Origin of the sequence: Spongiibacter nanhainus (genome assembly GCF_016132545.1) — a bacterium.
Taxonomy (GTDB): Bacteria; Pseudomonadota; Gammaproteobacteria; order Pseudomonadales; family Spongiibacteraceae; genus Spongiibacter; species Spongiibacter nanhainus.
Genome location: NZ_CP066167.1, coordinates 1 through 14,244 on the forward strand (window position 1 = coordinate 1; position 14,244 = coordinate 14,244).

The 14,244-nt window shown below is 56.2% G+C and carries 9 protein-coding genes; 6 read left to right on the top strand and 3 right to left on the bottom strand.

What is annotated here, in order from left to right; translation table 11 throughout:
• The first annotated feature begins 27 nt into the window (after positions 1-27).
• From dnaA to gyrB, 4 genes are all read left to right on the top strand, one after another.
• Positions 28-1,488, top strand: a complete 1,461-nt coding sequence (dnaA, locus tag I6N98_RS00005) for a chromosomal replication initiator protein DnaA (protein ID WP_420496974.1) — start codon at positions 28-30, stop codon at positions 1,486-1,488.
• A gap of 69 nt (positions 1,489-1,557) precedes the next feature.
• Positions 1,558-2,670 (top strand): DNA polymerase III subunit beta, encoded by a 1,113-nt coding sequence (gene dnaN, locus I6N98_RS00010; RefSeq protein ID WP_198569795.1) that lies wholly within the window; start codon positions 1,558-1,560, stop codon positions 2,668-2,670.
• Positions 2,671-2,788: 118 nt separating this feature from the next.
• Positions 2,789-3,931 carry a DNA replication/repair protein RecF gene (recF, locus tag I6N98_RS00015; RefSeq protein WP_198569796.1) on the top strand — a complete coding sequence of 381 codons (1,143 nt, stop codon included), beginning with the start codon at positions 2,789-2,791 and terminating at the stop codon, positions 3,929-3,931.
• A gap of 148 nt (positions 3,932-4,079) precedes the next feature.
• On the top strand, positions 4,080-6,500 hold the full coding sequence (gene gyrB / locus I6N98_RS00020; protein WP_198569797.1) for a DNA topoisomerase (ATP-hydrolyzing) subunit B: 2,421 nt from the start codon (positions 4,080-4,082) through the stop codon (positions 6,498-6,500).
• Positions 6,501-6,578: 78 nt separating this feature from the next.
• Here the strand turns inward: gyrB and I6N98_RS00025 are convergent, their stop codons facing one another.
• Genes I6N98_RS00025 through glyQ form a run of 3 tightly spaced genes read right to left on the bottom strand, consistent with a single transcriptional unit; the run spans position 6,579 to position 10,362 of the window.
• Entirely contained in the window at positions 6,579-7,304 is a 726-nt protein-coding gene (locus I6N98_RS00025; protein ID WP_198569798.1) for a lysophospholipid acyltransferase family protein, read from the bottom strand.
• A gap of 17 nt (positions 7,305-7,321) precedes the next feature.
• A complete protein-coding gene (gene glyS, locus I6N98_RS00030; RefSeq protein ID WP_198569799.1) occupies positions 7,322-9,409 on the bottom strand; it encodes a glycine--tRNA ligase subunit beta in 2,088 nt (695 codons plus the stop codon).
• Positions 9,406-10,362 carry a glycine--tRNA ligase subunit alpha gene (gene glyQ / locus I6N98_RS00035; protein WP_198571486.1) on the bottom strand — a complete coding sequence of 319 codons (957 nt, stop codon included), beginning with the start codon at positions 10,360-10,362 and terminating at the stop codon, positions 9,406-9,408. Before glyQ ends, glyS begins: the two co-directional genes overlap by 4 nt.
• 172 nt (positions 10,363-10,534) lie before the next feature.
• Between glyQ and djlA the strand changes: the two genes are divergently transcribed.
• Together djlA and I6N98_RS00045 are read left to right on the top strand one after the other, a co-directional pair.
• Positions 10,535-11,341 carry a co-chaperone DjlA gene (gene djlA, locus I6N98_RS00040; protein WP_198569800.1) on the top strand — a complete coding sequence of 269 codons (807 nt, stop codon included), beginning with the start codon at positions 10,535-10,537 and terminating at the stop codon, positions 11,339-11,341.
• 96 nt (positions 11,342-11,437) lie between these two features.
• The gene (locus tag I6N98_RS00045; protein ID WP_198569801.1) at positions 11,438-14,227 is read left to right on the top strand and encodes a PKD domain-containing protein; all 2,790 of its coding nucleotides are present in this window, start codon (positions 11,438-11,440) and stop codon (positions 14,225-14,227) included.
• Positions 14,228-14,244 lie beyond the last annotated feature (17 nt).

A 14,244-nucleotide genomic window follows, 5' to 3' on the forward strand; every position in this document is an offset into this window, starting at 1 on the left:
TTGTCGGAATCGACATGGAATAAATGTTTGGCGCATCTACAGGATGAACTGCCAAGCCAACAATTCAATACATGGATACGCCCACTTCGTATTGAAGCCAGTGATGGGGAAATTTGCCTCTACGCGCCTAACCGTTTCGTCAGGGATTGGGTTAACGACCGTTTTTTTGGTCGTATTGCAGAGCTGGTGTCGGAGTTATCCCCTCCCGAGTCACGGCCGGAAGTACGCTTGGATGTGGGGGAACGAAGCCGGGTAAGCCCGGTGTTTGCGCGGCAGCAACAGCACAGCTCGACCGAACGCAGTCGGGATCTGCTGGATGAGCAGGACGGCCGGGTGCCCTTACAATCTGCATCGGTGGATTCCGGCGTGGTACCCATCGCAGCTAACAGCGGACTTGGGAATGGCCCAGGGCTTGTCACCGGAGGTGGCGGCAAGCGGCAGGTGGAAGTGGAAGGCGGGATTCGTCACCAGAGCTCGTTGATGGAAGGTTACACCTTCGATACCTTCGTTGAGGGTAAATCCAACCAGCTGGCACGTGCCGCGGCCTCTCAAGTTACCGAAAACCCCGGTCGGGCTTACAACCCACTGTTTTTGTACGGTGGAGTGGGCTTGGGTAAAACCCATTTGATGCATGCGGTGGGCAATGCGCTGGTACAGCAAAACCCCAACGCCAAAGTGGTGTATCTCCATTCTGAACGTTTTGTTGCCGATATGGTTAAGGCTTTGCAGCTCAACGCCATCAATGAATTCAAACGCTACTATCGCTCGGTGGATGCCTTACTGATCGATGATATTCAGTTTTTCTCCGGCAAGGAGCGCTCCCAGGAAGAATTTTTCCATACCTTTAACGCGCTGCTCGAGGGTGGTCAGCAAATGATCCTGACCTGCGACCGCTATCCCAAGGAGATAAGCGGCCTGGAGGAGCGTTTGAAGTCCCGATTTGGGTGGGGACTCACAGTCGCGGTTGAGCCCCCGGAGCTGGAAACCCGTGTGGCAATTCTGTTGAAGAAGGCCGAGCAGGAGCAGACACTGTTACCCTCGGACGCGGCATTTTTTATCGCTCAGCGGGTTCGCTCCAACGTACGTGAATTAGAGGGCGTATTGAAGCGGGTTATTGCCAGCTCCCGGTTTATGGCTAAGCCCATCGATATTCCTTTGATTAAGGAGTCTCTCAAGGATTTGCTGGCATTGCAGGACAAGCAGGTCAGCCTAGACAATATCCAGCGCACCGTAGCGGAGTACTACAAAATCAAGGTGTCGGATTTGATGTCCAAGCGCCGCAGTCGTTCGGTGGCCCGTCCGAGACAGCTGGCCATGACCCTATCTAAGGATTTAACGAATCACAGTTTGCCGGAAATTGGTGAGGGTTTTGGGGGTCGAGACCACACAACCGTGCTTCATGCCTGCCGCAAAATAAAGGAGTTGCGCGAGAGTGATGCCGATATCCGCGAAGACTACCAAAATTTGATTAGATTATTGACAACCTGATGTTTTAACAGGGGTTTTTATAATAAAGTGTAGAGATAACGGACCCTCTACCAAAACGGGAAAGAAGAAATGAATTTTACGATTTCACGGGATGCGTTGATCAAGCCGCTCAACCTAGTGGCCGGTGTTGTAGAGCGCCGCCAGACCCTGCCGATTCTGGCCAATGTGCAGTTGGTGTTGGATGGACAACAGCTGTCTCTTACAGGCACAGATCTTGAGGTCGAGCTGATCGGTCGTGTGCTGTTGGAAGACAAAGACGCCGCCAAGCAATCCGGTGAAATTACCGTCCCTGCTAAGAAGTTAGTGGATATCTGTAAATCCCTGCCCGAAGGGGCAATGTTGGATATTCAGCAGGACGAGCAGCGCTTGATTATCAAGTCTGGTCGCAGCCGTTTTGTGCTCTCCACCTTACCTGCCAATGACTTCCCCAGTGTCGAGCAGGGCCAGGGTGGCCAGCACTTTAGTTTGAAGCAGGGCGATCTCAAGCGATTAATCGATAGAACCGCCTTTGCCATGGCCCAACAGGATGTTCGTTACTACCTCAACGGCATGCTGTTCGAGGTCACTAATGGTCGCCTCCGTTTGGTGGCTACCGACGGCCACCGATTGGCTATGGCTGCCTTTGACGGGGACATTAGCGTCGATGAAGGCGCCCAGGTAATTGTCCCTCGCAAGGGGGTCATCGAGCTGGGTAGACTGCTGATGAACGAGGCCGAGGAGGTCGAGGTCATCGTAGGCAGCAATCATATCCGGGTGATCACCGCCGACTTTACGTTCACCTCAAAACTGATTGATGGAAAATTCCCCGATTACGAGCGGGTATTACCGCGCAACAGCACTAAAGTGGTACTAGGGGATCGAGCAGAATTAAAACAAGCCTTTACCCGTACCGCGATCCTCTCCAATGAAAAGTACCGGGGTATTCGCCTGGTGCTGTCAGACGGAAGTTTGCAGATAGTGGCCAACAACCCGGAACAGGAAGAGGCTGAAGAGACCGTGGCTGTTGATTACGAGGGAGAAAGCTTGGAAATTGGCTTTAACGTCAGCTACTTGCTGGATGTGCTTTCTGCCATTAACGGTGAAAAAGCCCGTTTCTCCCTGTCCGATGCCAACAGCTCCGCCCTGATCGAAGAGTCGGAAGGTGGTGACTGTCAGTACGTTGTAATGCCGATGCGGCTTTGAGTTTAAGTACTACCCTTGCTGTGGCCGTCAATCCTGTAGTGATTTTCGGCCCCCCTTCCCTCCCCCTAATCTATCCTTACCAATCTCCCCGCTCGTTCGGTGGTCGCTGCCCAGCCTAATGCATATTAAACAGCTCTATGCAGAAAATTTTCGAAATCTGGCATCAGTCAGGCTCGATGATTGTGGCCGTTTTAATTTGATCTTCGGCTTAAACGGTAGCGGCAAAACCAGTGTGCTAGAGGCTATTTATACCCTTTCAATGACGCGCTCCTTTCGGACCCGCCAGATGCTGCAGGTGATTCAGGAAGATAAACCTCATTTGTTGGTGACAGGAAAGCTAGTAGATTCACAGCAAGCCAACCAAATTCAGCTGGGGGTACAGCGGGGAAGGGATAAATCGGTATTGGTAAAGATGGCCGGGCAGACGCTAAAGTCATTAGCTGAGTTGTCTGGAGTGCTCCCTGTTCAGGTGTTGGATGCGCGTTGCTTCGAGCTGCTCGAGGGCGGACCGGCGGTAAGGCGACAGTTTTTGGATTGGCCTGTGTTCCACGTGAAACATATGGCGTTTTTCGATGTGTGGAGCCGTTATCGAAAAGCCCTTAAGCAGAGAAACGCCCTGCTCAGACGTGGTATTATAGGCGATTGGCAGCAGTTTCAGCCCTGGGATGAAGCCCTTGCTGAAGCGGGCGAAAAGCTGACGGTGCTCCGACGGGATCAGTTCTCCGCTTTCCTGCCCTTGTTCGAACAGGTGTACGCGGCTTTTGATAATGATGGCAAGGACGGACAAAAAGCAGTCCCCTCTTCTGACATACAAATGCGGCTAAAAGATGGCTGGGACCAGACTGAGGGCTCCTTGCGAGAGGTACTGGTCAGGCAACGGGAAGCCGACGCGAAACAAGGCTTTACCCGCAGCGGGCCGCATCGAGCGGATATCGATGTTCGTTGTGGTGCCTATCCCGCGGCACAGGTCTTGTCGCGAGGCCAGATTAAATCAGTGGCCAGCGCCATGAAAATAGCCCAGCTGGCGCTGTTAGCAAATCAGGGCCTGGATGTGGTAATAGCCATCGATGATTTACCCGCTGAGTTGGACATCTATCGGCGGGAAACAATATTCAGACAGCTCGCTGAGATACCTCGGGCCCAGGTATTTGTCACGGCGATAGATAAGAACGATCTACAGATCGAGGGCTGGATGGATACCCCTGATTCTTACAGAGTGTTCCACGTGGAACATGGGGGTATAGAGTCAACTCGGGTATAAGACCACAAAAGCTTATCGGGTCCGTGTTCCACGTGAAACATCGAACCCACAGGATTTATAAAATATAAATCTCACACCTATAGGCGTGGGATGGCCGGAATCTCTAACCGGCTTAAGTACTACCATCTACCTAGCAGAGGTAACAGGAATGACCGAGGAAAAACGCGATTACGATTCCTCCAGCATCAAAGTTTTGAAAGGCCTGGATGCGGTTCGGAAACGCCCCGGAATGTACATCGGGGACACGGACGACGGTACTGGGCTACACCACATGGTTTTTGAGGTGGTGGATAACTCGATCGACGAAGCTCTTGCCGGCCACTGCTCTAAAATTCAAATTACCATCCATCCAGATGAGTCGGTTTCGGTGTCTGATAATGGCCGCGGCATTCCCACGGAAATACACGAAGAAGGTGTATCCGCCGCCGAAGTTATTATGACGGTCCTACACGCCGGCGGTAAATTTGATGACAACACCTATAAGGTGTCCGGTGGTCTGCATGGCGTGGGGGTCTCAGTGGTTAATGCCCTCTCCGAAGAGCTGCGCTTGACCATTCGCCGCGGTGGCAAGGTCCATGAGCAGGTTTATCACCATGGCGTTCCCCAGTCTCCCTTGGAGGTGGTAGGCGAAACGGATCGCAGCGGTACCGAGATTCGATTTAAGCCCTCAGCAGACACCTTTACCAATATCGAATTTCACTACGATTACTTGGCCAAGCGTTTGCGAGAGTTGGCCTTCCTTAACTCGGGTGTCAATATCGAGCTGAGCGACGAGCGCAGCGGTGATTCAGAGGTGTTTTGTTACGAGGGCGGGCTGAGCGCCTTTGTTGAATACCTTAACAACAACAAAAACCCAATAAATAAGGTATTCCACTTTAATACCGAGGTGGACGAGGTTGGTGTTGAGGTAGCACTGCAGTGGAATGACAGCTTTCAGGAAAATATCTTCTGCTACACCAACAATATTCCCCAGCGTGACGGGGGTACCCACCTGGCTGGCTTCCGTGCCGGCCTGACTCGCAACCTCAACAACTACATTGAGAGTGAAGGCCTGGCCAAAAAGGCCAAGGTCAGTACTACCGGCGATGACGCCCGGGAAGGGCTCACCGCTGTTATCTCGGTGAAGGTTCCCGATCCCAAGTTCTCGTCTCAAACCAAGGACAAGCTGGTATCCAGCGAGGTGAAGACGATCGTTGAGCAGGCCATGAGCGCCAACTTTGCTGACTTCCTGCTGGAGTGCCCCAATGAGGCCAAGCAGATTGTCCAAAAGATGCTGGATGCGGCCCGGGCCCGTGAGGCAGCACGCAAAGCCCGGGAGATGACCCGGCGTAAAGGCGCGCTGGATATCGCTGGCTTGCCCGGCAAGCTGGCTGACTGTCAGGAGAAAGACCCTGCCCTTTCCGAACTCTACCTGGTGGAGGGTGACTCGGCGGGTGGTTCTGCCAAGCAGGGCCGGGATCGCCGCAGCCAGGCGATACTGCCATTGAAAGGTAAAATCCTGAACGTAGAAAAAGCTCGCTTTGACAAAATGCTCTCCTCTGCTGAGGTGGGCACCATGGTTACAGCCTTGGGCTGTGGTATTGGTAAAGATGAGTTCGATATCGAAAAGCTGCGCTATCACTCCATTATTATCATGACGGACGCTGACGTCGATGGCTCCCATATTCGGACTCTGTTGCTGACCTTCTTCTTCCGGCAAATGCCGGAGCTGATTGAGAACGGCCACATCTTTATCGCCCAGCCGCCACTGTACAAAATCGGTCGCGGCAAGCAGCACCAGTATCTAAAAGACGAAGCGGCCCTGGCCAATTATCTCACCCAAAGTGCCTTGGATGGTGCCGCACTGTACGTTAACGGGGACGCCGCTCCCATTACCGGCACCGGGCTGGAAACCATCGTGACCCAATACCGCCGGGTGGAGTCCATTATTGACCGGCTGTCCCGTGTCTATCCTGCCCGCTTACTGCGGGAGATTGTCTATCTCCCTACCCTGCCTGCTGACCAACTGGGAGATCGCGCGGCCGTCGATGCCTGGGCCACGGCACTGGCTGAAGCGACTGTTGAGCTGGAGGCGAAAGACAAGCAATTCCGCTACGACGTGCGGGTGGTGGAAGACCAGGAGCTCCATGTTTTTGTCCCGGAAGTGGAAGTTATAGCCCACGGAGTGAGCACTAACTATCGTTTCAACCGCGATTTCTTCAAGGCCTCTGATTACGATGCCATCGCTAAACTGGGTGAAACTCTTCAGGGTTTTCTGGAGGATGGCGCCTACATTCAGCGTGGCGAGCGCAGCCAGGAAGTATCGACCTTTGAAGAGGTGATGAGCTGGTTAATGGCCCAGGCCGAGCGGGGTCTTAACTTCCAGCGCTATAAAGGTCTCGGGGAGATGAATCCCGACCAACTTTGGGAAACCACCATGGATCCCGATGCCCGGCGCATGCTTCGGGTTACCATTGAGGATGCCATCGCGGCGGACCAGATCTTCACTACTCTGATGGGGGATCACGTCGAACCGCGGCGAGACTTTATCGAAAGCAATGCACTCAAGGTCGCCAACCTGGATGTATAAATAAAAAGGGGAGCTGATGCTCCCCTCTTTTTTTCCTTTCTTATTGCCCACGCTAGTGGTTATGTCCGAACCCTTTGCCTAGCCGATCTCCTGACATCGCGCTTCTATCCACGCCTCCACTTCTGCCATAAGCTCCTTGGAGTTTTTTCCTTCAGATTCAATGAGGTCACCCACTACCAAAGTGACGGTACCCGGCTTGATCAAAAAGGACTTGCCAGGCCATACGGCGCCGGCATTGTGGGCAATGGGGAGTACAGGCGCATTACCCTTGATCGCAATCTGCGCCCCGCTGCGAGCATAGTTGCCTTTTTGACCGTGGGGGATGCGAGTCCCTTCGGGAAATATCAGCAGGCTATAACCACTATTCAAGCGTTGTAGCCCTTTGTCCAAGGTCTGCCGCAGCGCTTCCCGGGGGTTGCTGCGGTCGATGGCGATGGCATTCATCATCCTAAGGGCCCAGCCAAAAAAGGGCACGCTAAATAGCTCCTTTTTGACCACCGTTGCCACTGGAAATAAATACCACTGTAAATAGAAGGTTTCCCATTGGCTCTGGTGTTTGGAGATCGCCACATAGGGACTGCGAGAAGGCAGCGTACCAATGATTCGGGTTTTCACCCCGCAGCAAACCCACAACCACTTAACGATCAGGGAATTGCCGATAACAAAATATTTGCCCCGCACATGGAAGGGCAAAAACCAGGTCAACGCGATGCCCGTCAAGCTGAAGAACACCGTCAGCAAGGCGTAGCCGGTAAAAAACAGCGCTGAGCGCAATGCGGTGATCAAGGCTAATATCCGATCCATGTGTGCGCCACCAGCCCTTACCCTTTGGCGGGAACCAGCTGAGAAATATCAGCCACTTCCAGGAATAGCGCCTGAAGGGCAGCCAGTAGTCGCAGGCGGTTATCTCTCAGTGCCGCGTCATCCACGTTTACCATGACCTGGTCAAAGAAAGCATCCACCGGTGCGCCCAGCTCCGCCAGCGACTTGAGACCGGCAGCGTAATCGCCATCCTTGAACAAGGGGGCTACCTGGGCGGCCTGCTTTGTCAAAGCGTCAGACAGGGTGCGCTCGGCATCTTCCTGTAACAGTTTGGAATCAACCGCCCCGCTAGTGTCGCTGTCAGATTTGGCCAGAATATTAGTGACCCGCTTGTTGGCCGCGGCCAGTGCGGCAGCTTCCGGCAATTGGGTAAAAGCCTGCACCGCGTCGATACGGCGGTCAAAGTCCAGCGGCGCGCTGATGCCTTTTGCGTGTACCGACATAAAGACTTCGGCAGAAATACCTCGGTCGTCATACCAGGCCCGGAGACGGTCCAGCATATAGGACAGTACGGTGTCTTCCAGGTCGTCGCCGGCGCTCAGCGATGGGTGCTGGGCAATGGCAAAGCGAATCAGCTCCCGAAGATCCAGTGGCAATTGTTTTTCAATCAGAATCCGCAACACCGCGAGAGAGGCCCGACGCAGCGCAAAGGGGTCTTTGGAACCGGTGGGTTTCTGGCCAATGCCAAAAATCCCGGTCAGGGTGTCCAGGCGATCTGCCAGGGCGACAATGATACCGGCTTGGCTTTGCGGCAGTTCATCGCCGGCAAAGCGCGGCAGGTAATGCTCCTGCATGGCACTGGCGACATCCGCTGCTTCGCCGTCGTGCTTGGCATAGTAGTAGCCGGCAATGCCCTGCATGTCGTCGAATTCACCGACCATTTCGCTGACCAAGTCACTTTTGCACAACTCTGCGGCTCGAGTGGCTTGATCGGCGTCGGCGCCGATCTTTGATGCTAACATTTCGCTTATGCTGCGAATGCGCTGTGTTTTATCAAACAGCGTGCCGAGCTTTTCCTGAAAGACGATGTTCTTAAGTTTGGCGCGCTGATCGGCAAGTGTTGTTTTCAGATCGGTTTCGTAAAAGAACGCCGCATCACTCAGGCGCGGGCGAATAACCCGCTCGTTGCCGTCTATGACCTTTTGAGGTTCCCGACTCTCGATATTGGAGACTGTGACAAAGTGCGGCATAAGTTTGCCGTTACTATCCACAACGTGGAAGTATTTCTGGTGTTCCTTCATCGATGAGACCAGAGCCTCAGCGGGAACCTCCAGGAAGCGCTGTTCAAAGTTTCCGGCCAGGGCGACAGGCCACTCTACCAATGCCGTCACCTCGTCGAGGAGGTCGTCGTCGATAACAGCAACGCCGCCGAGCTGTTGTCCGGCCTCGCTAACCTGTTGGCGAATCATCTCCCGGCGGCGGTCGAAATCGGCGATTACCTTGCCCTGCTCTTCAAGGATACCCGCGTAGTCATTGGCATCGCTGATGCTGATCTCGCCACTGCTGTGGAAGCGGTGGCCCCGGGTGCTGCTGCCGGCTTTGAAGCCCATGACCTCGCAGTCCACCGCCTGCTGGCCGTAGATTACGGTGAGCCAGTGGATGGGGCGAACAAATTCAGCCCGGGAAGCGCCCCAGCGCATACGCTTGGGAATTGGCAACTGATCCAGAGCGTTGGTAATCATGCCGCCGATCACCGCGGTGCTCTCTGCACCGGGTACGTCTTTCTTTATAAAGAGCTTGTCCTGCTTGCCATCGTTGGCCACACAGTCGCCCAGCTTAGCTACGTCCAGGCCGTTTTTGTCGGCAAAGGCCGTGGCCGCGCGAGTGGGCTTGCCATCGTCGTCAAAGGCAACCTTAGCGGGTGGCCCCCAAATTTCCTGAGTTTGATCCTCTGCACTTTCCGCCAGCGCTGTTAGCAGTACGGCCAGGCGTCGGGGCGAGGCGTAGCGGGTGCACTGGGCAAAGGGAATGTTGGCGTCCTGCAATTGCTTGCACAGGGCGTCGGCAAAGGCCTGGGACAATGCGGGCAGCGCCTTGGGGGGCAGCTCCTCGGTGCCCACTTCGATCAGTAAATCCTGAGCTGTCATGCTTTGTTCTCCTCGGCGGCGCGCTCGATAGTGGCGAGGACTTCCTCACGCAGGGCCGGACTGGCCAGCGGAAAGCCCAGTGCGGCGCGGGCGTCAAAGTAGGCCTGGGCGACGGCCCGGGCCAGCCCGCGAACCCGGAGAATAAAGCGCTGGCGCTCGGTCACGGAAATGGCGTGGCGGGCATCCAGCAGGTTAAAGGCATGGGAAGCCTTCATTACCATTTCGTAGGCTGGCAGTGGTAGGCCCTTGCCGATCAGGCGCTGGCTCTCGGATTCGCAGTGATCAAAAAAGCCGAACAACTGTTCCACGTCGGCCTCTTCAAAGTTGTAGCGGGACATCTCCACCTCGTTTTGGTGGAATACATCGCCATAGGTCACCTTTCCTTCCGGGCCCTCGGTCCACACCAGGTCATAGATGCTGTCCACGCCCTGTAAGTACATGGCAATCCGTTCCAGACCATAGGTGATTTCGCCCGTTACCGGATAGCACTCCAGGCCACCCACCTGCTGAAAATAGGTGAATTGGGTGACTTCCATACCGTTCAGCCAGACTTCCCAGCCCAGGCCCCAGGCGCCCAGTGTGGGGCTTTCCCAGTTGTCCTCTACAAAGCGAATGTCGTGGATGCTGGGGTCGATGCCCAACATGCGCAGCGAATCCAGATACAGTTCCTGAATTTCCAGTGGCGAGGGCTTCATCACCACCTGAAACTGATAGTAGTGCTGAAGGCGGTTGGGGTTTTCGCCGTAGCGCCCGTCTGTGGGGCGACGGCAAGGCTGAACGTAGGCCGCATTCCAGGTTTCCGGACCGACCGCCCGCAAAAACGTGGCGGGGTGAAAGGTGCCGGCCCCAACTTCCATATCCAGGGGTTGCAGAACTACGCAGCCCTGTTGTGCCCAAAATTGCTGCAGTGCCAGGATCAGGCCCTGGAACGTGCTGACGTCTGCCTGTTTCACTTCGGTATCCATTATTTAACCGCGGCTGCCCGCTGTGTTGCCTCGAAAAGAACCGGATTATACAGAGTTGCGGCGGGCGGGGGTAAGGCCGGTGTGGCCTGGGGCAATACCTGCTACCATTTTCGGCGTTTTTTACGCTGCGGACGGCAGCCAAAATGGAGACAGCGATCACATGGGCAAACTGATAGGCGCGGTGCTGGGTTTTATGGTTGGCGGCCCGTTGCTGGCGCTGCTGGGCCTGGCTATTGGCCATATCTTTGACCGCGGCCTGGGTCAGGCGATGCGTTTTAACTACGGCGCCGAGCAAGAGACCTTGCAGCGCAGCTTCTTTGACACCACGTTTCGGGTCATGGGCCATGTCGCTAAAGCCGATGGTCGGGTCAGCGAGTCGGAAATCGCCCAGGCCGAAGCGATTATGACCGAACTGGGCTTAACACCCGAGCGCCGTCGTGACGCCATCGCCCGCTTCAAAGAGGGCAGTGCGGCCGATTTTCAGCTGGAGCCGGAGATTGCCAGTTTTCTTCGCCACGGCGGCCGCCGCCTGTTGATGCGCAAGATGTTGATCGAGGCCTTGCTGGCCATGGCCCTGGCCGATGGCCGCATCGACCCCGCCGAGCGGGATATTCTCTCCCGGGTAGCCCAGCATCTGGGCGTGCGCGCAGCGGACTTTGATCGCCTGATGCGCATGGCCGGCGCTCAGCGCCAGTTTCACGGTTATCAACAGGGTGGCCAGTACACTGGCGGTGCCGCACCTGACAGCGGTGCCCGGTTGGCCCAGGCCTACGGGGTCCTGGGTGTGGAAGCCACGGCATCTGACGCCGAGATTAAAAAGGCCTATCGCAAGCTGATGAGCGAGAACCACCCCGACAAGCTCGCCGCCAAGGGCCTGCCCGATGAGATGATGAAACTGGCCACCGAAAAGGCCCAGGACATTCAGGCGGCTTACGCACTGATCAAGGAACACCGCAAAGAAAGTTAGAACCCTTTAACCTGCTTGTAACGGGCTATCGCTAAGCTCTCGTACTTTCTGTCTGAGCCCAGCTTTCTTGGGTGGAGAAGTTCGATGGAGTACGCCGTGTCGCGATCCCGTGTTGTTCGCAGGGGTTCTTCCCTGTCCCTGATTGCCCTGTCGCTAATCTTGCTGGCTAGCCTGAGCGCCTGTGGTGGTTCGTCCAGTAGCAACGATAACCCACAGTCAGACAAGCCCACTCCTCCGATACCTGAGGAAAACGACAATACGCCGGATAACGGAACACTATCGGTGACCGTGAGTGGTGAAACCGTGGTGGCAGCGCAGACCCGCCAGACCCTGCGAGCCAGTGCCAGCCCCGACGGCAGCTACCAGTGGCAATGGCAGGCCAGCGGTGTGCCCGCCTTGGTGCTGAATGAGGACATCGACGGCAATCGCTACAGCTACACCGCACCCGATGTGGCCAGTCCCACCGACATGGTTGTGGAGGCCAGCGCACAAAGCGCCAACGGTGAGGACAGTGGCCGCAGTCAGGTCACAGTGAGGGTGCTTCCCCACACCGATCGCGACCAACGACCCCTGGTCTCCGCTGGCGAAAACGTCGTGGTGGCCGAGGGTCAATCCCACACCCTGATCGCCGACACCTCTGCCCGCCACGGTCGCAGCATTCGCCGCCTCGCCTGGACCCAGGTGGCCGGCCCCCAGGCCACTGTGGATGGGGCCAGTGACCAGGATCGCTTTACGGTGATTTTGCCGCAAGTAGAACAGACACAAACCACGCGATTTCGCGTTCGCGCCACGGACAGCGGCGGCTTCAGCGCCGAGGACGATGTCGAAATTACGGTAGCAAATAGCCTGCCCAATGCCCTACCCCTTGTTGATGCCGGTGACGATCAGACCGTTGTGTCGCGACAGCCCGTGTCGCTCCGGGGCCAGGCCAGCGACCCGGATGGCAGTATTACTGACGTGCTTTGGCAGCTAGATCCACCGCAACAAGGGATCACCATTCACCGCGCCGACACTCTGAATGCGGAGTTCACGGCCCCCAATACCGCGGATGCTGTCACGCTGATCGCGCGCCTCACCGCCACCGATGATAGCGGCGCCCAGGCCAGCGACAGCGTTTTTATTCACGTCACTCCGGTTGCCAACCAGCCGCCCCACATTCGCACAATAGGTGCCGAGCCGGATGCTGTGCAAAGCGGTGACGAGGTGATACTCCAGGCCACCGCCGAGGATGCCGAGGGCGATCCCCTCTTCTATCAGTGGCGTCAGCTTGCGGGGCCGGCTATTTCTATTTTGCAGCCCGAGTCAGCTGTGACGACCTTTGCGGCACCGGATGTGATGGATACAGCGACGGTAACCATAGAACTCGAGGTGAACGACGGCGCCGATAGTGATGTGGCCACGGTGTCGGTGCTGGTCTCGCCTGCCGACGGCCCGGATAGCGGCGGCGGTCTCGATACCTTGTGTCTGAGCAATCCTCTGCACAGCGACTGCCCGCTCTATGCTTTAAGTCGCTTACTGACGCCTGATTTACCGTTTTGTATGGCCAGCCCCTTCAGTGAAGGCTGCCTGCTCGGCGACTTACTGGGCCCGCTGGTATCGAACTGCCTGCTAAACCCCAGTGCCCAGGGTTGTGGCGATGCGCTGGGCGACGTGCTCGACCCCAGCTATCTATTGGAACAACTCGTCCAGCCCGACCGCGCCGATACCTGTAACCCGGAATACGGAGAAGGCTACAGCCATTACCGGGGCGCCCTTCACGAGCACACGGCCTATTCCGATGGCACCTTTTTGACCCGCCCCGCCGATGTCTATGCGCGGGTGGAATCCAAAGGCTTCGACTTTGTCGGCTCCTCCGACCATTCCGATAATCTGGGTCTACCGCTGACGGTTGGGCGGGGGGACTGTCCGCCCCAGGACGTGCTGTTTTGCCTGTTGCTGGTGGACAAGGAGCGCCCTCAGGATGCGCTGATGAAATGGCGTGCTACGCAAACTCAGGCTGAGGAAGCATCCAATAGCAGCTTTACCGCCTTCCGGGGCTTTGAGTGGACCTCGGACCGCTTTGGCCACGCTAATGTGTTTTTCTCGGACCATTACATCAATGCCAAGACCGGCCCCGGCTACGCGGTGACCATGGCGCTATTCTGGCAATGGTTTGTTCTGCCCCCCGAGATTGGCGGCGGCGCCGATGGCTTGCTCAGTTTTAACCACCCAGGGCGGGAAGATGCTATCGAAGAGGTGTTGGCGCCACTGGGGGGCGACCCCGGCTTTACCTTCAATGATTTTCGCTATGTCGAAGGTGCTGATTACCGAGTTGTCGGCATTGAAGTGTTTGGCAAGGGCAGCGAGTACGACAGCGACGGACCTGACGGCAGTTGGTTGAGCTACGCCCTGGATAAAGGCTGGCATCTTGCGCCAGTGGGTTCAGAGGATCATCACGGTACCGACTGGGGCGATGGCGATCTACCCAAAACGGTACTGATTGCCAAATCCATAGCCAAAGACGATTTGCGCGAAGCGATGCTGGCCCGGCGTATGTATGCGGTCGCTCAGGACTACAACGATATTTATCTGGAATACAGTGTCGATGGTGAGCCAATGGGCTCCCGAGTCAGTCGCAGTGCCGGTCGACGTGTTCCGGTATCAGTGAGTGTCAGTCGCCTAAGTGGCGTGCTGACAAACCCGACAATCGAATTGGTCGGCCCCGGCAATACCGTGATCGCATCGACGATGGGGTCGACTTTGAGGGACGAGCTAGTTGTGCCACGGGACAAAAATTACGCCTTTGTCAGGGTGTTAGATAATGACCGCCCGGTGGCTTTCTCTGCGCCAATATGGATGATGGCGGGCCGCCCTTTGCCCGCCTGTGGGGCGCCGCAAAGCTGGTAGTGTGGAGGGTGTCCCTC